We start from the raw sequence: 24,243 nt of genomic DNA on the forward strand, positions 1-24,243 counted from the left end.
GTCGGAGCCAGGTCGCCGGTGATGCCCGGCAGACGTACCGGGGCGATGGCGGTGAACCAGCCGACGGTGCGCGACAGATCGGTGTCGTCACCGACCGGCTCACGGCCGTGCCGTTCCAGGTCGAGCAGGAGCGGCGCGGACGCGTCGCCGCCACGGGCGGCACGCCACCGGGCCACCGCCAGGTGCAACGTCGCCACCAGCGTCTCGGTGACGTCGGCCTCGGCGGCGGCCGGCACCGAGGTGAGCAGCGGTGCGGTGACCTCGGCCGGGAGGCGCAGTACGTGGTCGCGGGTGGCGCCCACGGTCAGCCCGAAGGTGAGCGCCGTGGGATCGAGGTCGGCCCCGGGGGCCAGCACCTCGGTCCAATGGCCGAACTCACCGAGGCGGTTCGCCTGCCCGGCGTTCTCGGTCAGCGTGCGGGCGTAGGTCCGCAGCGAAGTGCCGACCGGGTCGAGGCGCGGAGTGCGCCCGTCGGCCAGCTGTTCCCAGGCCTGGCGCAGGTCGTCGACGAGGATGTGCCAGGACACCCCGTCGGTCACCAGGTGGTGCGCCACCAGTAGCAGTCTGCCCTGCTCCTCGCCCCGGTCGAACAGGACGGCCCGCAGCATCTGCCCGGTGTCGGGGTCCAGTCGGTCGGCGGTGGCGTCGGACGTCACGGCGATCAGTTCGGCGAACGCGTCGTCGTCGAGACCGGTGGCGTCCACCACCTCCGCCAGGTCCGCCGGTGTCTCCGCGACGGCCTCCAGCGACCAGAGCAGCGGCGACGGGCGGTGCAGCCGGAGCCTGAGCGCGTCGTGCCTGCCGACCAGGGCGGTGAGCATGGCAGTCAGCTGATCCAGAGTCAGGGACGGCGGGGTGCGGAGCAGTTCGGCCTGGTTGAGCCGCTTGATCGTCCCGCCCAGTTCGGCCAGTCGCTGCACGATCGGCATGAGCATGACCTCGCCGATGCCATCGGACGGGGCTTCTTCGATTGCGGCGGCCGGGGCCGCCGCGGTCGGTGCGATCACCTCGGCGAGAGCCGCCGGGGTCCGGTGTACGAACACCTCGCGCGGCGACAGCCGCAGCGACCGGCGGCGCGCCAGGTTGACCAGCTGGATGGCGATGATGCTGTCACCGCCGAGGGTGAAGAAGTCCTCGCCGGGGCCGACCTCGTCGAGCCGCAGCACCTCGGCGAACAGCTCCTGGAGGGCGCCGACGGCCGACGGCGCGGTGACGGCGGGCGCGACGGCCACCGACGGCGCAGCGGCCGAGGATCGGGCGGCGGGTGCGGGCAGTGCGTCACGGTCGAGCTTGCCGTTGACGGTCAGCGGCAGCGCGTCGAGCGTCACGAAGGACTGCGGGACCAGATAGCCGGGCAGCTGCTCGCCCAGCCGGGCCCGGACCTCGTCGGCGTCCATCTGGGAACCGGACCTGGCGACCAGATACGCCACCAGGCGCCGTCGTCCCGGCTCGTCCTCGCGGACCGTCACCGCCGCATTGGCGACGCCCTCGACGGCGAGCAGTGCCGACTCGATCTCGCCCAGCTCGATCCGGTAGCCCCGGATCTTCACCTGCCTGTCGGACCTGCCCAGGTAGACCAGGTCGCCTTCGGGCGTCCAGCGGGCCAGGTCGCCGCTGCGGTACATCCGGCCCCCTGGCGTACCGGAGAACGGGTCGGCCACGAACCGGCTCGCGGACAGGCCCGGCCGGTCCAGGTAGCCGGCGGCGAGCTGGTCGCCGACGACGTACATCTCACCGGCGACGCCGGGCGGTACCGGCCGCAGCGCGTGGTCCAGGACGTGCACGCGCAGCCCCGGCAGCGGCCCGCCGATGACGCTGGCGGCGTCGCCGGGCCCGAGCGGCCGGAACGACACATGCACGCAGGTCTCGGTGATGCCGTACATGTTCACCAGGAGCGGTGCGCCGCCCGGGTGGCGGCGGTGCCAGTCCGTCAGGCGAAGCGGGTCCAGTGCCTCGCCCCCGAAGACGACGTAGCGCAGCGCCAGGCCGTCGGGTGCCGTCCGGTCGGTCTCGGTGAGCGGGTAGAAGGCCGACGGGGTCTGGTTGAGGACGGTCACCCGCTCGCGCCGCAGCAGCTCGTGGAAGCGCTGCGGGTCGCGGGCGACATCGCCCGCGACGACTACCAGCCGGCCGCCGTGCAGCAGCGCGCCCCACAGCTCCCACACCGAGAAGTCGAAGGCGGACGAGTGGAACATCGTCCACACGTCGGCCTCACTGAAGTCGAACACCTTCCGTGACCCGGCGAACAGCGACAGCACGCTGCGGTGCGGGACCACCACTCCCTTGGGGCGGCCGGTCGAGCCCGAGGTGTAGATGACGTACGCGGCGTGGTCGGCCAGCAGCGGCGCGGCCCGGTCGGCGTCGGTCGGCGGGTCCGTGCGCCGCCGCGATACCGACGCGGCGAACTCCGGTTCGTCCAGGGCCAGTACCGGCGCGGAGCTGCCGGAGAAGGCGGGCGAGGTGGCGCGGTCGGTCAGCACGCACAGCGGCGCGGAGTCGTCCAGGATGTAGCCGAGCCTGCTCGGCGGAGCGTCGGTGTCCAGCGGTACGTAGCAGCCGCCCGCCTTGACGACGGCGAGCAGCGCGACGATCAGGCCGGTGGAGCGGGGCAGCGCCACGGCCACCCGCGACCCAGGTGCGATGCCCCGGGCGATCAGCTCGCGGGCCAGCCGGTTGGCGCGCTCGTCCAACTCGGCGTAGCTGAGCCGGTCCTCACCGAAGGCGACGGCGGTCGCCCCGGGACGTGATGGCGCGTCCTCGTAGGCCCGTGCCAGCGTGGCGGTGTCGTCGACCCGTTCCGGGTCGGCGGCCGGGACGGCCTGGACCACGGCCCGCTCCCGTTGGGTGAGCAGGTCCAGTGCGGACACCGGCCGTGCCGGGTCGGCGGTGAAGGCGGCCAGCAACAGTTCGACCCGCTCCAGGAGGGCTGCCGCCTGTTCGTGGCCGACCAGTTCCACGTCGTACTTGAGCTCCAGCGCCAACTGCTCCCCGGGGAACGCGACCAGCGACACCGGGTAGTGCGGCGAGTCGGTGCCGGTGAAACCGCGGACCTGGAGGGTGCCGGGGGTGTCGCCGCCGGGTATCGACGGGAAGTTCTCGACCACCACCATGGTGTCGAAGAACTCCCGGACCCCGGCCATCCTGGCCAGCTCGCCCAGGCCGATGTGCTGCGCGTCGAGCAGGTCGGTCTGCTGCTCCTGCAGCGCGGTCAGGACCTCGCCCAGCGACTGCCCCGGGTGCCAGGACATCGGCACCGGGACGGTGTTGATGAGCAGGCCCACGATGGTCTCGACGCCGGGCAGCTCTCCACCCCGGCCCGACACGGTCGAGCCGAACACGACGTTCTCGCGGCCGAGCAGCTGCCCGAGCAGCAGGCCCCAGGCGGCGTGCACCGCCGTCGACAGTGTCACGCCCAGGTCGCGGGCGGCGGTCGCCAGTGCGGAGGTGGACCCGGGCGACAGCCGCCGCACCACGTTCTCGTGGTGCGACACCCGCTGTCCCGGTTCGACGTCGATCAGCCGGGTCGTGTCCCCGACCCCGGACAGCGCCGCCCGCCACACCTCGCGGGTGGCGGCCCGGTCGCGGCCCGCCACCGCCTCGACGTGGTCGCGGAAGGTCACCGCGGGTGCGGGCAGCTCGAACCCGCCGCCGGCGAGGCCGCCGCGGTAGGAGTCGATCATGTCGCCGAAGACCAGCGGGTAGGACCAGCCGTCGGCGAGGATGTGGTGCATCGTCTCGACCAGCCGGTGCTCGTCCGCGCTCAGCGATACGAGCGCGTAGCGCAGCAGCGGCGGCCGTTCGAGGTCGAAGGGTTCGGCCAGCTCGGCGGCGGTGAACTCGGCAAGCCGGTCCAGCGCGGTGTCCCGGTCGAGTCCGCCGAGGTCCAGCTCGCGCCAGGGCACCTCGACGGTCCCGGCGAGGACCTGGACGACCCGGCCGTCACCGGTCTCGGCGAAACAGGCGCGCAGCGCGTCATGGCGGTGCACCGTCGCGGTGACCGCCTGCCGCAGCGCCGCCGGGTCGACCGGCCCGGTCAGCTCGGCGATCTGCTGCACCAGATAGGTGTCCGCGCCGTCGTCGGCGTCGGCGATCCTGGCGTGGAAGTACATGCCTTCCTGCAGCGGCAGCAGCGGCAGGACGTCCCGGACGTCCGGGGCCAGCCGGTCCACGTCGTCCTGGGCCAGCTCGACCAGCGGGAAGTCCGACGGGGTGTGCCCGGCCAGGTCGCAGCGGGTGAGGCCGGTCAGAGCGGCCGTCCACAGGTCGGCCAGCTCCGCCAGGTCCGTCCGGTCGAACACGCCCGACGGCCAGGACAGCGTGGCACTGAGCACGGTCCCGTCTGGCCCGTCCTCCGCCAGGGCGTTCACCTCGAGGGTCATCGCAGGGTTGGTCGGGGCGACGCCTTCGCGCAGCGGCCCGGCCGCCGACCAGTCCGCGTCGGTACCCGCGCCGAACCGGCCCAGGTAGTTGAAGAGAATCTGCGGCGGCGCGGGCCAGGAGGTGGCCGCCCGGTCCGTGAGATAGCGGAGTACGCCGTAGCCCAGGCCGCGGCGGGGCACCGCACGCAGCTGTTCCTTGACCGCCTTGGCGGCACGGGCCAGGGCGGGTCCGCCCGCGACGACCTCGTCCCAGTCCAGCGGACCGGGGTCGACGGCGACCGGGTGGATGGCGGTGAACCAGCCGACCGTACGGGACAGATCGGCCTCGGACTCGACGACATCGCCGTCCCGGCCGTGGCCCTCCAGGCTCAGCAGCACCGCTGAACCCGCCCCGCGCCAGCGGCCCAGCGCGGCGGCGAACCCGGTGAGCAGCACATCGTTGACGCCGCCGTGCATCGCGGCGGGCACCCGCGACAGCAGGGCCGTACTGACGTCGGCGGGGAGCGACACGGTCAGCGACCGCACGGTGGCCGCGGTGTCGGTCACGGGGTCCACCGGGCGGCTGCCGAGTACCGGGTCGGACACAGCGAGGACCTCCTGCCAGTGCCCGGCCTCCGCTGCGAAGACGCCCTGCGCCGCGGCGTCCGAGACCAGCTGCGACCAGGTACGGAACGAGGTCGGCACCTCGTCCAGGACGGGTTCACGCCCCGCGCGTACCTCGGTCCAGGCCCGGGCCAGGTCGTCACCGATGATCCTCCACGAGACACCGTCCACGACGAGGTGGTGGACGACCAGCAGCAGCCGCCCCTGCCCTGCCGGATCGGCGGCGGGGTACCAGACGGCCTGCACCATGACACCGTCGTCGGGCCGCAGCCGGGCCGCGGCGGCTGCAGCGGCGTCGTCCACGTCGTCACCGGGGCCGTCCGTGTCGGCCACCGACAGCAGAGCCGCTGCGTCCACCGGTTCCGGCGGGACAACCAACGACCAGCTGCCGCCGCCGTGTTCGGTCCGCGCCCGCAGCAGATCGTGCCGGTCGAGCAGCGCCCGCAGCACCCGAACCAGGCCCGCGGCGTCCAGACCGGCCGGGGTGCGCAGCAGCATCGACTGGTAGAAGTGGCTCAGCGGGGTCTCCGCCGCGACCGTCTCGGCGAGCATCGGGGTCGGCGCGACCGGCCCCACCCCGATGTCCCGGACAGCGCTCACCGGCCGGAGGTCCTGCGGCAGCGCGGCGGCCAGCGCCTGCACGTTGCGGCGGCGGAAGATGTCACGCGGCGTCAGATGCAGCCCGCCCTTGCGGGCCCGGCCCGATACCGCGATGGAGGAGATGCTGTCGCCGCCCAGGGCGAAGAAGTCGTCATCGATGCCGATCGCCGGCAGCGCCAGTACGTCCGCGAAGATCCCGGCCAGTATGCGTTCGCGCTCGTCACGGGGCGCGCGGTGGCTGCCGCCGCCGGCCGTGACGGGCTCGGGCAGCGCGGCGACGTCCAGCTTGCCGTTGACGGTCAGCGAGAGTCCACCGACGACGCCGTACAGCGCGGGGACCATGTAGTCCGGGAGCCGCTCGGCCAGCGCCTCGCGCAGCCCGGAGATCAGCTGCCCGGTGTCGGCCTGCGGATCGGCCGGGATGACATACGCGATCAGCCGCTTCAGGCCGGTCACCGTCGACTCGGTGCGGGCGACGACCGCCGCCTGCCGGACCTGCGGAAGTGCGGTCAGCGCCGACTCGATCTCGCCCGGTTCGACCCGGTAGCCCCGGATCTTGAGCTGGTCGTCGGCCCGCCCCAGGTAGTCGATGTTGCCGTCCCTACGGCGGCGCACCAGGTCGCCGGTACGGTACATGCGCCCGCCCGGCGTGAACGGGTCGGCCGTGAACCGGGACGCGGTCAGCCCGGTCGCGTGCAGATAACCCTGGGCCAGCCCGGCACCCGCGATGTACAGCTCGCCCACGACGCCGTCGGGGACCGGCCGCAGCCAGGGGTCGAGGATGTGCGCGCGGGTGTTGAGGATGGGGCGTCCCACCGTCGGAGTCGCGCTGTCGGGGGTGCCCGCACCGAGCGTGTTGATGGTGTACTCGGTCGGCCCGTAGAGGTTGTAGCCGACGGCTCCGCCGGGCTCGCTCAGCCGCGACCAGACGGCATCGCTGACCGCCTCGCCGCCGAGCAGCACCAGGCACGGCGGATGTCCTGCGGGGTCGAGCAGGCCTTCCTCGAAGAGGTGGTGGGCGTAGGTCGGCGTCACATTGATCACGTCGATGCCGTTGTCACGGCAGTAGCCGACCAGGGCGGTGGCGTCGCGGCGCAGCTCCTCGTCACAGACGTGCACCTCGTGGCCCTCGACCAGCCACAGCAACTCCTCCCAGGACATGTCGAAGGCGAACGACACGGTGTGCGCGATGCGCAGCCGCGACCGGCCCTGCCCGGCGGCGCGGGCCACCGCCGGTTCGAAGATCTCGGCCCGGTGGTTGATCTGCATGTTGGTCAGGCCCCGGTACGGGGTGACAACGCCCTTCGGGCGGCCGGTCGAGCCCGAGGTGTAGATGACATAGGCCGGGTGCTCCAGTCGGCCCGGGACGCCCGGTGCGAAGGCGCCCAGTTCGACGTCGGCAAGGGGCGCGCCGGACAGGCCGTCCAGTTCGGCGCGGAGCGCCGGGTCGTCGAGCAGCAGGCAGCCGCCGCCGAGCCCGCGCTGGTGATCGGCGAGTGCGACGCCGGAGGTGGACGCCAGCAGCAGCCGCGGCGCGGCGTCGTCCAGCATGGTGGCGTGCCGGTCCACCGGGTGGTCGAGGTCCAGCGGGAGGTAGGCGGCGCCGGTGCGCAGCACCGCGAACAGCGCCACGACGGTGTCGGTGGAACGCGGCAGGCCCAGCGCGACGATCTCGCCGGGTCCCGCGCCCCGCGAAAGCAGCAGCCGCGCGCAGCGGTTGACCTGGGCGTCGAGTTCGGCGTACGTCAGCCGGGTGGGCCCGAAGACCAGGGCGGTCTCGTCCGGGCAGGCGGTGGCGCGCTGGGCGAGCAGGTCGGCGATGCTCTCCTCGCCGATCGGCTGTGCGACGGCCGCCCATTGCCCGAACCGCGCGGTCCGCTCCTCGTCGAGCGACAGGTCCAGCGCGGCGAGCGGCGTGGACAGCCCGTCGCCGAACTGCCGGAGCACCTGGACCAGCCGGCGCACCAGCCGGTCCGCGTCGGCCTCGGCGATCACATCGGGCCGGTACTCCAGCTTGATCCGCAGGTTGGCGCCGGGGGTGAGTACCCAGGTGTACGGGTAGTGCGTGGTGTCGATGTACTCGACCCCGGTGATGCCCTGCTCCCGCTCCAGCTCGGTGAAAGTGGCGTCGCCGAGGAAGTTCTGCAGCACGAACAGGGAGTCGAAGAGCTGGTCGCGGCCGGCCGCGCGCTGGATGTCGCCGAGCCCGAGGTACTCGTGCGGTGCCAGCTCCAGCCGGTCCTCCTGGACCCTGCCTGCCAGGTCGAGGACGGTCTGCGACGGCGTCGGCGTGATCCGGGCCGGGACGGTGTTCAGGAAGAGGCCGATGACGTCCTCGATACCGGGCAGCGCGGTGGGCCGTCCTGTCACGGTGGTGCCGAGTACGACGTCGGTACGTCCGGTCTCATAGCCGATCAGGACGCCCAGCGCGGCGGTGAGCAGCGAGTTGAGGGTGACGCCGCCGCGGCGGGCGTGCTCGTCCAGCCGGGCGGTCAGCTCGGCGGGCAGCACCGCGAAGACCCGCTCGGACGGGATCGGTTCGAGTCCCGCCGCCTGCGGCACCAGGATGGTGGGCTCCGCCAGCCCGGACAGCGCACGCGTCCAGGCGTCGGCCGCGGCCGTACGGTCGCGGTCGGCGACCCACGCCAGATAGTCGGGGAACGTCGAGCGCGGCGGCTCCAGCGCGCCACGGGCGCCCCCGGAGCCGTACAGGGCGAACAGCTCACGCAGCACCAGCTCGCGGGACCAGCCGTCCCACAGCAGGAAGTGAGAGGTCAGCAGCAGCCGGTCGCACCCATCGGGCAGCCGCACCACCGTCAGCCGCATGAGCGGCGGGCGGCCCAGGTCGAACGGCAACTCCCGGTCGGCCCGCATCAGTTCGTCCAGCTCGGCCTGCCGGCCTGCGAGCGTGCCCGCCGACAGGTCGGCCACGGTCACCTCCGCGGGCACCCGGGAGCCGATGACCTGCACGACGCCGGACGACACCTCGGCGAACGAGACCCGGAGCGTCGGATGCCGCTGGAGCAGCGCCTCGAACGCCGTGGTCATCGCCGGGACGTCGATCCTGCGGTCGAGGTCGAAGGAGTTCTGGGCGATGTAGGTGGTGACCCCGTCGGAGTAGACCGCCTGGTAGTAGACACCGGCCTGCAGCGGGGACAGCGCCCAGATGTCTTCGACGGGCACCGGTCCCGCGGCACAGATCCGGTCGATCTCCTCCTGGTCGAGCGTTACGGTGCCCAGTTGGTCGGGCGTCAGCGCGGCAGGCCGTACGGTCGTCGGCACCACCGGGCCCACATCCTGCGCGGCACCCAGCCGGGCGTCGATCGCGGCCGGGGTGCGGAGCCGGAACAGCTCCTCGGTGGTCAGGTCGACACCCTCGCGGGACAGCCGGTTCACCGCCCGGATCGCGGTGATGCTGTCGCCGCCCAGGGCGAAGAAGTCGTCCTCGACGTCGAACTCGGCGATGCCGAGGAGTTCGGCGAACCGGTCGCGCAGCAGCGCCGCCCGGGCGGTGAGCGGCGCGGTCCTGACGGCGCGCCGGGGGGCCCGCGCGGGGTCGGGCAGCGCGGCGCGGTCGCGCTTGCCGTTGGGCAGCAGTGGCAACTCGTCGAGGACGGTCACCGTCGCCGGGACCAGGTAGGGCGGGAGTTCGGTGCGCAGCGCGGCCAGCACCGCGCCCGCCTCGATCCGCTCGCCGTCGACGGCGACCACGTAACCGTGCAGGGTGGGAACGCCCGCCGCGGTGGGCCGTACGGCCGCGACCGCCTCGGCCACGCCGGACCTGCGACGCAACGCGGCCTCGACCTCGGCCGGTTCGACCCGGTGGCCGTTGATCTTCACCTGGTCGTCGGCGCGGCCCAGGAACTCCACCTTTCCGTCCACCGTCCAGCGCCCCAGGTCGCCGGTCCGGTAGAGCCGGGCACCCGAGCCGAAGGGATCGGCCACGAAGCGGGCCGCGGTGGCGGCGCCCTGGCCCAGGTAGCCCCGGGCCAACTGGGCGCCGCCGACATAGATCTCGCCGACCGTGCCGGGAGTGGCCAGGCCGAGCGCGGAGTCGAGCAGGTATACGCGGACGCCGGGCACCGGTGCGCCCAGGGCCACCGGACGGTCCAGCGACACCTCGGTGGTCAGCACGTCCCCGGCGACCTCGGCGGAACCGTAGGAGTTGACGACCACCGCGTCGGGCGATGCCTGCGCCAGAGCCCGCAGGCAGACCTCGTCCAGGGCCTCGCCGCTGAGGATCCAGCGGCCGATCCCGGCCAGGTGCTGCGGCGCGGTCTCGGCCAGCGCCGAGGCCAGGCTCGGCACGGCCAGCAGTTGGGTGGCGCCGCACCGGTCGACGAGGCGGGCCAGCGCCGCGCCGTCGGCGGCGACGGTGTCGTCGGCGATGACCGTGGTGGCTCCGGCGACCAGCCCGCCGAGCAGTTCGGTGGTGCCGTCGATGAAACTCAGCGAACTCTTGGCCACCCGGACGTCACGGCCGGTGTTCGACCACTGCTCCCGTGCCCAGGCCAGCCGGCCGGCCAGCCCGTCGTGGGTACCGACGACGGCGTTGGGCCGCCCGGTGGAGCCGGAGGTGTAGACGACGGACACCGCTTCGGAACCGTCAGGAACGGGCAGTTCAACAGTGGTGGCGATGGTTGCGGCGGCGGCCCGGACGGTGAGCGTCGGCAGGCTGTGCGGGGGCAGCGAACGGGCGGTGGCGTCGTCGGTGAGGACGGCGACCGGCCGCGCGTCGGCCAGCATGAACTCGACGCGGGACGCCGGATAACCGGGATCGACCGGCAGATAGGCCGCGCCGCTGCGGATGACCGCGAGCAGGGCCACCGCCAGGTCCGTGGAGCGTGTGGTCGACACCGCGACGATGTCGCCGCGCCGTACCCCGGTGGCCACCAGCGCGCGGGCCACCCGGTCCACGCGGGCGTCCAGCTCGCCGTAGGTCAGGAAGGAGTCGCCGCAGCTCACCGCCGTACGGGTGGGGTGCTCGGCGACACGGTCGGCGAACATCGCCGGCACGCTCGCGACGGTCGTCCGGAACGCGCCGGTGCCCGCCGCGAGGACCAGGTCCCGCTGCCCGCCGGTGACCGTTTCGAGTGCGCCACAGGCCCGGTCGGGGGCTTCGGTGATCGCGGCGAGCACGGTCTCGTACCTGGCCAGCAGGTCCGCTGCGGCCTGCGCGCCGATCAGCGTCCGGTCGTGGGTCAGTACGACCTCGGTCCGCTCGCCGGGCTTGGCCATCAGCGTCACCGGGTAGTGCGGGGCCTCCACGGTGCGCAGCGCGGTCACGGTGAGCCCGCCCACCGAGGTGTCGGGCGCCGGGTAGTTCTCGATGACCACGAGGGTGTCGAAGAGTTCGGGCACGCCGATACGCCGTTGCAGCTCGGCCAGCGGCACCTGCTCGTACTCCAGCAGCCCCGACTGGACGTCGGCGAACTGCCGCAGCACGTCCGTGACACGTTCGGTGGGGGCGCAACGCACCCGGATCGGCACCGTGTTGATCAGCAGGCCGATGATCCGGTCCAGGCCCGGCAGGTCGCCGCCGCGCCCCGAGACGGTCAGTCCGAAGGTGACATCGGCGGAGCCGGTGAGCCGTCCGAGCAGGATGCCCCACGCCCCGGTGAGCACCGCGCTGAGCGTGAGCCCGTGGCCGGCGGCGTACTCGCGCAGCCGTCGGCTCAGCTCCGCGGGCAGTTCGCCGCCGACCCGGCCGAAGCCCGTGCCCGGCTGCGGCGGCGCGGCGAGCGTCCCGGCCAGCCGGGTCGGCGCGGTGACACCGTCGAGGGAGCGGGCCCAGGCCTCGACCGCGTCCTCCGTACCGGTTCCGGCGAGCGTCCGCAGGAAGTCCGCGTAGGGGACCGGTGCGGGAAGTTCGGTTCCGGCGTGCAGCCCGAGGAGTTCGCGCAGCATCAGCGGCACCGACCAGCCGTCGGCGAGGATGTGGTGCACGGTGTGGATCAGTATGTGCCGGTCCGGGCCGAGCCGCACCAGCGCGTAGCGCATCGCGGGCGGTTCCGTCAGGTCGAACGGCACCTCACGCTGCGCGCGGGCCAGTTCGTCGAGACGTTCCTCGACGTTGTCGGAGCCGAGGTCGTCGAAGCGCCACGGCACCCTGGTGCGTCCGGCGGTCACGGCCACCACCTCGCCGTCGCCGATCGTCCGGAACGCCGAACCCAGGTGCGGGTGCCGGTCGAGGACGCGTTCGGCGGCCAGCCTGAGCCGGTCGGCGTCGAGCGGCCCGTCCAGTTCGATGATCTGCTGGACGACATACGGATCGGAGTCGCGGGCGAACGTGGCGTGGAAGTAAAGGCCGGTCTGCAGCGGGCTGAGCGGCAGCACCTCGCGCAGGCCGTCCGGTCCCGCCGCGGCCTCGAGCGCGGTGACGTCGGCGGCGTCCAGGGCCAGCAGCGGAAAGTCCGACGGGGTGTGCCCGGTGACGGCGTCGCTGCCCGCCACGGCATCGAGCAGTTCGGTCCACAGCTGGGCCAGCCGCCCCACCTCGGCGGCGTCCAGGATCCCGTTCGGCCAGCTGAACCGGGTCTGCAGTACCGGTCCGCCTGCCGTCTCCACCGCCACCGCGTTGATCTCGAGCGCCCGCGGCAGGGGCATCTTCGGGTCGCGCCGTTCGACGACGACCTCCTTGCCGCCGACGGCCGTCCACGGCCGGTCGGTGTCGGCCTCGAACCGGCCCAGGTAGTGGAAGAGCACCTGGGGCGACACGGCCAGATCAGGTCGGGGCGCAATGCCCAGGTAGCGCAGCGCGCCGTAGCTGAGCCCTCGCCGGGGCACCTCGCGGAGTTGTTCCTTGACGGCCTTCACCGCCGCGCCGAGCTCCGCGCCGCCGGCCAGCAGCCGTTCCCAGGGGGCGGATCCGGGGTCGAGGACGGCGGGGAAGAGCGTGGTGAACCAGCCGAAGGTGCGCGACAGGTCGGCGTCCCCAGGGGCATCCTCCTCGCGGCCGTGGCCCTCCAGCTCCAGGAGTACGGCGGAGTCCGCCGCCCGCCAGTGACCCAGCGCGAGCGCCGCCGCGGCGACCAGGGCGTCGTTGACGCCGCCATGGATCGCGGCGGGGACCGGGCCGAGCAGCCTGGCCGTCACTGCGGCGGACAGCTCGACGGTCAGCGACTCCTCGTTCGCGACCACGTCGCACTGCGGGTCGAGGGGGCGTACGCCCAGCAGCGGATCGGCCGCAGCGGCGACACGGTGCCAGTGGTCCTCGTCGGCGGCGAAGACGCCCGTCCGGGTCGCCTCGGTCAGCTGGGTCGCCCACTTCCGCAGCGAGGTGGGGGCGGGCGGGAGTGCCACGTCGTGGCCCGCTACCGCGGCGTCCCAGGCCGCTGCCAGGTCCTCGAGGAGCACCCGCAGCGATACGCCGTCGACGACCACATGGTGGATCACCAGGACGAGACGGCCCTGGCGGTCCGGGCCCGCGTCCAGCCAGACCAGCTCGATCATCCGGCCGGCCGCGGTGTCGAGCCGGGCGGCGGCCGCGGTGGTGGCGTCTTCGACGGCCGAGGCCAACGCCGCCTGGTCCAGGCCGGCCGCGTCCACCCTGGTGATCACGTCGGCGGCCGGCCGCGCCCCGGCTGGGGCGATGGTCAGCGTCCAAGGCGAGGTGCCCTCGGTGCGGGCGCGCAGCACGTCGTGCACGTCCAGCACCGCGGTGACGATCTCGTCGAGCCGCCCGGTGGTGAGCGCGGCGGGTGTGCGCACGGTCATGGACTGGAAGAAACCGTCCAGGCTCGGACCGGCCTCCTGCAGCCAGCAGATGATCGGGGTGGACGGCACTGGACCGGTGGCGGCCACCGTGGGCGCGGCGGCGGTGTCCAGGGGGCGCACCACCATGGCGAGCGCTGCCGGGGTACGCCCGGTGAAGAGGTCGCGGGCACGCAGCACGAGCCCGGCGCGCTGGGCCTGGCGCACCGCGGAGATGGCGATGATGCTGTCACCGCCGAGGGCGAAGAAGTCGTCTTCCGCGTCGACCCGGTCGAGGCCGAGAACCGAGGCGAAGATGGAGCAGAGCGTGCTTTCCAGGGGGGTGCGCGCGGGCCTGGTCCGGGGCGCGGTGGTCACCGCGGGCGCTGGGAGAGCCTGCCGGTCCACCTTGCCGTTGGCCGTCACCGGGAGCCTGTCCAGTACGGTCAGGACGCCGGGCACCATGTACTCGGGGAGCCGCCCGGCGCACCACACGCGCAGCCTGTCGTCAGCGCTGCCGCCGTCGGCCTCAAGGGGTTCGTCGACGGTGACGTAGCCCGCCAGTTGCTTGGCCCCGGCGGCGTTGGTGAAGACGACGACGGCGGCCTGCCGGACGGACGGGTGCGCGGCGAGGGCGGCCTCGACCTCCTCCAGTTCCAGACGCATGCCGCGGATCTTCACCTGGTTGTCGGCCCGGCCGACGAACTCCAGGGTGCCGTCGGTGTTCCAGCGGGCCAGGTCGCCGGTGCGGTACATCCGGCTGCCGTCGCCCTCGAACGGGTCTGCGACGAACCGCGACCCGGTCAGCGACGGCGCGTTCACATAGCCGCGGCCGAGCAGGAACCCGGCCGCGTACAGTTCGCCGGTCTCCCCGGCGGGCAGCTGTTCCAACTGCTCGTCCAGGACATACAGGCGGGTGTGCGGGTTGGGCCTGCCGATCGAGGTGGCGATCCGCTCGGCGGTGTCCCGGTAGATCACGTGCGAGACACCGATGGTCGCCTCGGCCGGACCGTACCCGTGGTACAGCGTAGTGCCCAGCCGGCTGCGGAACCGTTCGAACAGTTCCGGAGTGAGGACCTCGCCGCCGCACCACACGTGCTTGAGGCCGGAGAGCAGCGAGGTGCCGCGTGCCATCTCCAGCAGAACGTCGAGCATGGACGAGACGAGGTAGACGAAGGTGACCCCCTCGCGGGCGATCAGGTCGAGCAGGTACTGCGGGTCGCGTTCGCCGCCGGGCTCGGCCACGACGACGTAGCCGCCGCAGACCAGCGGCAGCAGGATCTCGTTGACGGAGATGTCGAACGACAGCGGCGCCTTGAAGAGAGAGGCGTCACCGGGGCCGAAGCCCAGGATGTGCTCCACCTGCCACAACAGCCGTTCGCAGATCGCCTCATGGCGGATCATCGCGCCCTTCGGCTTCCCGGTAGAACCGGAGGTGAAGATCACGTATGCGAGCTGGGGGCCCTGGATCGGCGGATGCGGCGCGTCGGTGCTGTGGTGGCCGTGGCTCCAGTCCCCGAGGTCCACCTCGACCAGGGCGTTCGCCTCGATGTCCAACTCCCCGCCGGGGGCGGCGATGACCAACCGGGCCTGCGCGTCGGCGCGGACCTGACGGCGGCGCTCCTGCGGCCAGGCCGGATCGACCGGGACGAAGGCGCCGCCCGCGACCATCACCGCCAGCACACCGACCACCATCTCCGGCGAACGCGGCGTCGAGATCGCCACGACCTCCTCGGACCGCAGGCCCAACTCCCCCAGCCGGTGCGCGAGCTGGTGGACGCGGTCTCCGAGCTCCCGGTAGGTCAGGCGCACGTCCCCGGCCACCAGGGCGACGGCTTCCGGTGTGCGGCTCACCTGGGCGATGAACAGGTCCGCGACGGTGGTGATGGTGGTGGGCGCCGTCATGTTCTCTTGTTCCGCCTATCAGGTGAGGGTCAGCCGAATACTTAGGCTAGCCTAACCTTATTATCAGGGGAAGTCGGGGTCCGGGACTCCCATGCCGACCACAACTGGGCATAACGGCCTCCGGCCCCGACCAGCGTCTCGTGCGACCCCTCTTCGACGATGCGGCCGTGTTCGAGCACGACGACCCGGTCGGCCGACGCCGCCTGGGTCAGACGGTGCGCCACTATCAGCGTGGTCCGCCCGCGCGTCGCCGCGGCGGCGGACTCCTCGAGCAACCGGGCGCCGAGGCTGCCCGCCTCGGCCGTGGCCTCGTCGAGCACCGCCACCGCCGGGTCGGCCAGTACGAGCCGGGCCAGTGCGAGTTGCTGGGCCTGGGCGGCGGTCAGCTCGTGCCCGCCCTCGCCGACCACGGTGTCCAGTCCCTCGGGCAGCGCCTCGGCCCACTCCAGAGCGCCCACCGTGGTCAGCGCCTCCGTGGCCCGCTGAACTGTGGCGCCGGGGCTGGCCAGCCTCAGGTCCTCGATGAGCGGTCCGGCGAAGACATGGATCTCCTGGGTGATCAGGGCGACCCGGCCGCGGAACCCGTCGGTTCCGAGCGCGGCGGGCGACACTCCGCCCAACTGCACGGTGCCGCGCCGCGGACGCAGCGATCCGGCGACGATGGCGGCCAGCGTGGACTTGCCCGCGCCGGTCGAGCCGACCAACGCCACCCGGGACCCTGCGGGTACCCGCATGCTGATCCCCCGCAGTACATCGGCCCCGCCGGCGTAGGCGAAGTGCACATCGGTCAGGTCGAGCGAGGCGTCCGCGGGAACCTGTCCGGGGGCCCCGGACACTTGCCCCGGTCCCTGTTCCTGTTCCTGCTCCCGCTCCTGCTCCGGGGGCATCTTGACCACACCCACCAGCCGGGCGAGGCTCGCCCCCGCGGCCAGTACCTCGTCGAAGACGAAGAGCAGCATGCCGATCGGTTCGAACAGCCGGTGGAACAGCACCGCTGCGGCCGCGGCCTGACCGACCGTCACGGTGCCCTCGCGGACCAGCAGGAACCCGGTGACGAGAATGACGGACAGACCACCGAACTCGGCGCGGTTGACCCGGCCCACGAAGCGGGTGAACAGGTCGAACACCCAGACCGACACATCCCGTGAACTCCGGGACGCCATGTCGATGTTCTCCAGATGGCGATCCTGCAACCCATAGGCGTGCACCGTACGCCGGCCCTGCATGCTCTCCACCAGGCGCTGCGACGACCGCGCGACGGTCTTGCGCTGCTTGGCGTACCGGGGCATGGCCAGGGGCAGATACCAGCGCAGCGCCAGCACGTAGAGGGGTACGGCCACGGCGCCGGCCAGCCCGAGCCGCCAGTCCAGGCTCGACATGGCGGCCAGCGTGAGGGTGCCGAGCAACGTCGAGGAGATGACGACGGGGATCCGTTCGACGAGCGCGTTGCTCACCTCGGCGACATCGGCGCTGACCCGCGACAGCAGGTCGCCCCGGCCGGCCCGTTCGAGGGTGGTGACCGGCAGGGTCAGAGCCCTGGACACGGTGCGCTCACGCAGCATGGCCAGGATCTGTCCGCCGAGTCGGGCCACCAGATACGAGGTCAGGCCGGTGGCGGCGCCACCGACGAGCGCCGCCGCGGCGATCGTGACCGCGATCCCTAGGATCGCCGACGAGCCTGCCCCGTCGCGCACCCGGTCGACGAGGATGCCGAGCGCGTACGCCGGGACGACGGCCGCAGCCGCGCCCAGCAGCCCCACCAGCAGGGTGAGGGCGAGGGCGGCGGGGCGTTCACGGAGCCGGCCGCCCAGCCAGCGCCAGGTGGTACGGCAGTTCGCGATCGGCAGCAGGTGTTCGTCCGGCTGTTCGCTCTGCTCGCTCTGATGGCTCTGTTCGCTCTGTTGGCTCATCGGAGCACCGCCCGTCGGTAGTCGTCATCGGTGGCACCGAGTTCGGCGTGGATCCCTTCGGTGACCACCCGGCCGCCGTCGAGGACGACGACACGGTCGGTGGCCGCCAGCATCGCCGGGCTGTTGGTCACCAGCACGGTGGTGAACGCCGCCGTCCCCGCGAGATGGCGCAGGTCGCGTACGCCCTGGGCGATGGCCTGTTCGGTGACGGTGTCCACCGCGGTCGTCGGGTCGTGCAACACCAGGATCGGCGGGCGGGCCAGCAACGCCCTTGCCAGGGCGACCCGTTGACGCTGTCCGCCGGACAGACCGGACCCGCGCTCCACCACCTCGTACGCCAGGCCCTCGGGGTGGGCCGAGACCACATCGCCGGCCGCGGCGGCGGCCAGTGCGCCGGACACCGCCGCCGGGTCGGCGTCGCCGTCCGCCCCCGCCGTCAGGTTGGCGGCGAGCGTCCCCTCGAACAGGTCGGTGCGGTGCGGTTCCACCAGCATCGTGCGCCGGGCGTCGGCCAGGCTGATCCCGCCGAGCGGCTCCCCACCGAGGAGCACCTGGCCGTCGTACTCGTGCGGCACCACCCGCCCGGACAGGACCCGGACGAGGGCGTCGGCGTCGGTGCCGCGGTGGGCCACGATCCCGACGAACTCACCGGGCCGGGCGTCCAGATCGATCGTGTCGAGGGTGCCGTAGCGCAGTCCGCGCACCGCGAGTCCGGGCGAGGCGGCGACGGCCGGGCCGGCAGGGGCGCCGTCGTCGGTGTGCAGCACGGGGGCGGAGACCACCCGCGCGATACGGTCTGCCGACGCGCGGGCCTCGGCGATCCAGCCGGGGATGACGGCGAGCAGGCCGACCGGTGCCATCAGGAACTGCGCCACCCCGATGATGGTCAGGAACTCGCCGATGGTTATCCGCCCGCGCAGCGCGAACCAGCCCGCAGCGACGGCGATTCCGCAGGCGAGCAGCGAACCGCTCGCGTTCGAGACCGCGTTGTAGACGCCCTGGGTGCGCGCTGCCCGCAGGGCGGCGGCCAGGGATTTCTGGCTGACCTCCGCATAGCGCCGGGACGCGGCGGCTTCGGCGCCGATGCCCTGCAGCGGCCGGACCCCGCTGACCAGGTCGGTCGCCAAGGACGCGGCGGTGCCCATCATCTCCTGTTGCTCGGCGACCCGGCGGGTGATGCGCGGGGTCGCCAGGTGCAGTGCCAGCAGCGCCAGCGGTGTCGCGACCAGCACGGCGATGCCGAGCGGGACGTCGATGAACAGCAGGGTCACCGAGCAGACCGCCGTGGCCACCACCGCGCCGGTCGCCCGGGGTATGTAGTCGATGATGTACGACGCCTTCTCGGCGTCGCTGGAGGAGATCGTCAGCAGGTCACCGGCGCGCAGTTCGGTCTCGATGCCGCGCGGATCCATGATGCGGCCGGCGACCTCCAGCCTCAGCAGGTGCGTCTCTTCGGCAAGGGCCCGCATGAGAGTGCGTGCCCCGTACCGGTAGACGATCGTCAGCACCGTGAACAGCCCGGCCAGCCCGGCGAGCCACCACAGGAGTGACGTCCCGTCACCCGGCCCGATCGCGCGGTCCACGATCACGCCGATGAGCACCGGAACGAGCGCCTCGCACACCTGGTGCAGGCTGATCAGTACGGTTCCGGCGGTCAGCCGCCGGGCGTTGCGGGTCGTCGTCCGGCGCAGGACGCGCCCGCCGGTGGCCGGTGGTGTCGTGGGCCCGGCCACGGTCAGTGCGCGACGGAGTCGGCGTCGGCGGTCATCCGCTCGCGCAGGCTCCGGGGACGCAGGTCCGTCCAGGTGCGGTCGATGTAGTCCAGGCACTCCTGGCGCGGGGCTCCCGGTCCCTGGCCGAGGGCTATCGCCCAGCCCCGCGGGACTTCCTTGAAGGTCGGCCACAGCGAGTACTGCTCCTCGTCGTTGACCAGCACGTAGAAGCTGCCGCTGTCGTCGTCGAAGGGGTTGTCGGACACGGGGTCTCCTCAAATGGCCGCTGGGCGCCCCGGAACAGGCGCGATCTGCACGATGTAAGTGATGCGCGAGATGTGCAGAGGTTAGCCTAACCTAACCATGGATCGTGGTCGCGGTCCGGGGTGCGGTCACGATTCCGGACCGGGGGATGATCAGCGGGGTGTGCGTCTCGGGGTCGTCGATGATGCGGCAGCGCAGCCCGAAGACCTCCTCGACCAGCTCCGCGGTGACGATCTCCCGGGGGTCGCCCTGCGCCACGATCCGCCCGGCCTTCATCGCGATGAGGTGATCGGCGTAGCGGCAGGCGTGGTTGAGGTCGTGCAGCACCGCCACCATCGTGGCGCGCTGCTCCCGGTTGAGCCGTACGCACAGCTCCAGCACCTCGACCTGGTGGGCGATGTCCAAGAAGGTCGTCGGCTCGTCGAGAAGCATGATCGAGGTCTGCTGTGCCAGGACCATCGCCAGCCACACTCGTTGGCGCTGCCCGCCGGACAAAGTGTCGACCAGCCGACCGGACAGGTCGGTGACCCCGGTGGCCTCCATCGCCTCGAGTACCGCGGCCTCGTCGTGGGCCGACCACTGCCGGATCAGCTTCTGGTGCGGGAAACGTCCGCGGGCGACCAGGTCGGCCACCGAGATTCCCTCGGGTGCGGTCGACGACTGGGCGAGCAGACCCAGTCGCCGGGCGACCTCCTTGGCCGGATAGCCGTGAATATCCCGGCCGTCCAGCACGACCCGCCCGCGCCTCGGGCGCAGCAGCCGGGACAGCGCCCGCAGCAGCGTCGACTTCCCGCAGGCGTTCGGACCGACGATGACCGTGAATCGCCCGTCGGGCACCTCCACACTGAGGTCCTCGCAGATGGCCCGCTGGTCGTAGCCGATGGTCACGCCCTGGGCGTGCAGTCGTGCGGGCGTAAGGCCGGCCTCAGTCTGTGCGGACCCAGTAGTCTCAACGGCATCGCTCTGCGCCGTGTCGCTCGGTGCGGGGGTGGCATTCATTTCCGGCCTCTCGTGTTCCTGGCGAGCAACCAGGCGAAGTAAGCGCCGCCCAAGCTCACGGTCACCACTCCCACCGGCAGTTGAGTGGGAGCGAACAGCCGCACCGCGAGGAAGTCCCCGACCAGGAGCAGCAGCGCTCCGGTCACCGCGGAGGGCACCAGCGCGATCCCCGGGGCCCGGGTGAGCCGCGCCGCGATCTGCGGGGCCGCCAGCGCGACGAAGGAGATCGGCCCGGCGGCGGCGGTCGCCACCGCGGTCAGCGCCACCCCGACCGCCAGATACGCCAGCCGCACCGGCTCGCGCCGGACCCCGAGCGCGGAGGCCGCGTCGTCACCGAGTTCCAGCAGCCGCAGCGACGGGCCCATCGCCACCAGGAGCAGACTGAGCGCCCCGACCGCGTACGCCACCGGTGGCACCTGGTCCCAGCTCAGGTCATTGAGGGTGCCCTGGTCCCACAACGCTGCCGCGTAGGCCGTCTGCAGATCCGCCTTGATGATGAACCACTGGTTGACCGAGCCGAGGACAGCGCTGACCGCTATCCCGACGATGATCAGACGGAACCCCTGCACCCCCTGCCGGTAGGCCAGCAGATAGACCACCGCGGCGGTGAGCAGCCCGCCGACCAGCGCGCCCACCGAGGTCTGCGCGTAGTCATGGCCGACGTAGGCCGTGGCCACCAGGACGCCTGTGTACGCACCGGTGTTGAAACCGATCACGTCGGGGCTGCCCAGCGGGTTGCGCATCAGGGACTGGAACACCGCGCCGCTGAGTCCCAGCGCGGACCCGATGAGCAGCGCCAGGACCACCCGTGGCAGCCGCCACTCCACCACCACCAGCCGGGCCCAGCCGGATTCCTGGCCGGTGAGGGCGCGTACGACCTGGTCCGGAGGGAGGGAGAATTCGCCGGTACCCAGCGCCAGCACACCGACCACCAGCGTCAGCAGCAGGAGGATCGCGCAGACCACCGTCGTCCGGACGCTCAGCCGCACCGAGACAGCCGCCGACGGCCGGAGCACCATGACCCGGTGGCCGAAGTCGACCCGGGGAGCGCCGTCCTGGCGGCGCGTCAGGGCCTTCACAGCGCGCTGACGTTCGAACGACGGACCATCCAGATCAGCACCGGCGCTCCGACGAACGCCGTGACGATCCCGGCCTGCAGTTCCGCCGGCCGGATCACCAGCCGCCCTATGACGTCGGCGCTCAGCATCAGGACGGGCGCGCAGACGACCGTGAAGGCGAGGATCCAGCGCTGGTCGGGGCCGACCAGCCAGCGCACCGCGTGCGGCACCATCAGCCCGACGAACCCGATCGGCCCGACCGCAGCCGTCGACGCACCCGCCAACAGCATCACCGCCAGAACCGCGAGTACCCGGGTACGGGTGATGTCCGCGCCCAGCGAGCGCGCGATGTCGTCACCCATCGCGACGGCGTTCAGCGACCGCGCGACCGTCAGCGCCAGCAGCAGCCCCACCCCGATGAACGGTGCCACCGCCAGCGCGATGCTCATCGGACGCCCCCCGAGCGTCCCCACGTCCCAGAACCGCAGATAGTCGAAGGCCCGCGGCCGTACGAGACGGATGCCGGCGGAGAGTCCGTCCATCACCGCTCCGAGCGCGACCCCCGCCAGGGTGAGCCGCACCGGCGTGGCACCGCCGCGCCCGATGGACCCCAGGGCGTACACCGCCACCATCGCCACAGCCACCCCGGCGAAGGCGAACCAGACGTACGACCAGATGCTGGTCAGCCCGAGCACGCCGACGGCGAACACCACGAACAGCGCCGCGCCCGCGTTGACCCCGAGGATCTGGGTGTCGGCCAGCGGGTTGCGCGTCACCGCCTGGATCAGCGCGCCGCACACCCCCAGCGCCACCCCGGTCAGCAGTCCCAGCACCAACCGCGGAACCCGCAGTTCCCGCACGATCGTCTGCTCATCGGTGCCGGTGTAGTGGGCGAACGCGTCCCAGGTGGTGTGCACTCCGATCGTCCGTGTCCCCACCGCGATGCTCAACAGGCACGCCACCGCGAGGAGCGCCACACACGCCAGCAGCCACCCCGCGCGGCGCGCGTCCGACGCGGCTATACCGGTCGTCCCCGCTGAACGCTGCGCCTTCACCGCCCGAGGCGGCCGATCAGACACCCGAGCACGCATTCCCGTACATCCTCACAAGCCACAGGTACACACAGCCGGACAGACGCATAGCCGTCGAAGACAGGCGCCCATCTTAGTTAAGACAGGCTAACCTAATCCAAGCGTCGATCATCCGCTGCCCCCATGACCCAAGGCAAGTAGCATGCTCCACCCAAAACGGACGGAAACGAACGTTGTCGCCGGCGCACAGGACCCAGTGCGGTTCCTCGGGCATCCCATCCGGGGAGAGTCCGGGCCACCGGACGACGGGCGGGCGCGGGCGCCAGGCTTCTGGAACCGGCACCCCGATTCGCCCGGACGGGCATTCGTGAACGCTTTGGTCGCGAGGCGTAATCGCTCCGCAGCCGGAGGGCGGACGAGCGAAAGAAGCCCACCCCGTCCGCCATCCGGTCTTGGCACCGGCCGAGTTGGCCTTCACCGGTGCAGACCCGAGACCCACCGCACCCAGCGCCCGCCAAACCCTGCACCCTCGACCCCGCCGACACAGCAAGCCCCCGGAAGATCGCGAAGGCCCCCTTGCCGAGGAGGAGCCCCCTGCCGGAGCACACCCATGTCAGACGAAATGCCGTTCATATCCCATTGAGCACCCAACCCGGTGCGGGTAGTTTCATCCGTTGTGCATTCGACGAGGTCGTGTACGAGTTCCGCTACATCGACCTGGAACGGCCCTTGCGGGCGCTGTCCTCCCATCGAACGACGGCCACCGCACCAGTTGACGCTCTCCGGACAGGTGCACTGCCCGATGAGGGCACACTCCGCGCTCGATCACTCCCCATCCCTGGCGTCGGGCGGAGTTGCGGGCGCTCACGAAGGCAGCTCGGTTCCGGCCTGCTCGCGCACCATGTAGTCCGCGTACCAGTCCGGCCAGTTCGGATCCTGCGCGCCGGTGCGCGCCTCGTGCCCGCCGTGTGCGGCCGCGGCGCGGCGCAGCGCGGCCGCGAGGTCCGAGGAAGACGAGAAGGTGGTGACCGTGGGGTCCATTCGTCCCGGAAGCCGGGTGGTGATCTCCTGCAGGACCCAGCCGTTGCCGTCCGGGTCGCTGAATGACAGGAACGAGCCGTAGCTGCTGCGTCGCGGATCCGGGCCTGTTACTCGGGCGTCGGTTCCGGCGTGGTGGAAGACACCGCCTGCGTCGTGGAACACCTCGCTCGGGTCGGCGCCGAGTTGCTTGAGCTGGTCGTGGGCGGCCTCGATCGCGTTGACGATCAGGTGGAGTCCCTGAGCCGAGCCCGGTGCCTGGGAGGTGACCGAGGTGCCGAAGATGACCGACGCCGGCGAGCCGGGCGGGGTCACCTGCACCACCCGGAAGTTCTCGTCGGTGGCGACGTCGGCGTCGAGCCGCCAACCCAGCCCTGTGCAAAAGTCCTTGGCCCGGTCGACATCGGCCACCGGCACCACGACGACTTCGAGCTTCATGTCCATGACCCGCGCCTCCTGCGCTCGTCCGAAAATGCCGACAAGGCGAGACTTGCACGGCCCGATCACCGGGGCACCCCCAGCGCATGGCAGGGGTCGATGTGGGCCAGGGAGGTCACGGGCCAGAGCGTCCCGCGTGCCAGGTACGGCTCGTGCGGTGAGGGGTCAGCAACCGACGCTCAGGCAGTTCGCGTTGCTGCGGATCCCGCGAGTGGCGTACTCGAACGCGAGAGCCTTCGGGGCGGACCGGAGTCCACCCTTGGTCAGTGAGCGAGCACGGAGGGGACGGCCAAGTGGGCGTGATCGACCAGGCTGGTAGTTCTGCACGACGTGGCCACCGCCCTGACACAACATCTGCCCTCGAGTACTACCTCAAAAGTCACCCGTCCGGCCCATCCGTGGTCGTGGTCACGCACGTGCTGGCGTTCGCTGGTGTGCAGGGACCGGTGCGCCACGCCTAGCGGGTTCCGTGCGGCATACGTGGAATGGCCCCCTCGTCACCGTCTGGGGCCCGCTGAAGCCGGCAGTCAGCTGAACCGTGCGAGGAGGTTTCCTTGATGGCGCACCATTCCATCGCCGCGGGCAGTTGCCCGTGACGCCGCAGGGGCGCCCCG

Annotated in this window: 8 protein-coding genes; all 8 read right to left on the reverse strand. The window is 72.1% G+C overall.

Features of this window, described 5'->3' with window-relative positions; all coding sequences use genetic code 11:
* A partial coding sequence (locus O3W51_RS36875) for a non-ribosomal peptide synthetase (RefSeq protein WP_269288466.1) occupies window positions 1–15,179 on the reverse strand: 15,179 nt, incomplete at its 3' end.
* A gap of 41 nt (window positions 15,180–15,220) precedes the next feature.
* Window positions 15,221–17,089 carry an ABC transporter ATP-binding protein gene (locus O3W51_RS36880; RefSeq protein ID WP_269288467.1) on the reverse strand — a complete coding sequence of 623 codons (1,869 nt, stop codon included), beginning with the start codon at window positions 17,087–17,089 and terminating at the stop codon, window positions 15,221–15,223.
* On the reverse strand, window positions 17,086–18,822 hold the full coding sequence (locus tag O3W51_RS36885) for an ABC transporter ATP-binding protein (protein WP_138351952.1): 1,737 nt from the start codon (window positions 18,820–18,822) through the stop codon (window positions 17,086–17,088). The genes O3W51_RS36880 and O3W51_RS36885 overlap by 4 nt, the downstream gene beginning before the upstream one ends.
* Before the next feature lie 2 nt (window positions 18,823–18,824).
* Entirely contained in the window at window positions 18,825–19,067 is a 243-nt protein-coding gene (locus O3W51_RS36890; RefSeq protein WP_138351953.1) for an MbtH family protein, read from the reverse strand.
* A gap of 91 nt (window positions 19,068–19,158) precedes the next feature.
* Window positions 19,159–20,064, reverse strand: coding sequence for an ABC transporter ATP-binding protein (locus tag O3W51_RS36895; RefSeq protein ID WP_138351954.1), 906 nt, complete (start codon window positions 20,062–20,064; stop codon window positions 19,159–19,161).
* Window positions 20,061–21,143 carry a FecCD family ABC transporter permease gene (locus O3W51_RS36900; RefSeq protein WP_269288468.1) on the reverse strand — a complete coding sequence of 361 codons (1,083 nt, stop codon included), beginning with the start codon at window positions 21,141–21,143 and terminating at the stop codon, window positions 20,061–20,063. Before O3W51_RS36900 ends, O3W51_RS36895 begins: the two co-directional genes overlap by 4 nt.
* Window positions 21,140–22,213, reverse strand: a complete 1,074-nt coding sequence (locus tag O3W51_RS36905; protein WP_138351955.1) for an iron chelate uptake ABC transporter family permease subunit — start codon at window positions 22,211–22,213, stop codon at window positions 21,140–21,142. Before O3W51_RS36905 ends, O3W51_RS36900 begins: the two co-directional genes overlap by 4 nt.
* 804 nt (window positions 22,214–23,017) lie before the next feature.
* Window positions 23,018–23,635, reverse strand: a complete 618-nt coding sequence (locus O3W51_RS36910; protein WP_331284118.1) for a VOC family protein — start codon at window positions 23,633–23,635, stop codon at window positions 23,018–23,020.
* Between the last annotated feature and the right edge of the window lie 608 nt (window positions 23,636–24,243).

The organism is Streptomyces sp. H39-C1 (assembly GCF_027158125.1).
GTDB lineage: Bacteria > Actinomycetota > Actinomycetes > Streptomycetales > Streptomycetaceae > Actinacidiphila > Actinacidiphila fildesensis.

Excerpts from the sequence above, each read along its gene's own strand:
- O3W51_RS36905 (WP_138351955.1), bottom strand. The coding sequence starts at position 22,213 with ATGCGTGCTCGGGTGTCTGATCGGCCGCCTCGGGCGGTGAAGGCGCAG.
- O3W51_RS36895 (WP_138351954.1), bottom strand. The coding sequence starts at position 20,064 with ATGAATGCCACCCCCGCACCGAGCGACACGGCGCAGAGCGATGCCGTT.
- O3W51_RS36910 (WP_331284118.1), bottom strand. The coding sequence starts at position 23,635 with ATGGACATGAAGCTCGAAGTCGTCGTGGTGCCGGTGGCCGATGTCGAC.
- O3W51_RS36880 (WP_269288467.1), bottom strand. The coding sequence starts at position 17,089 with ATGAGCCAACAGAGCGAACAGAGCCATCAGAGCGAGCAGAGCGAACAG.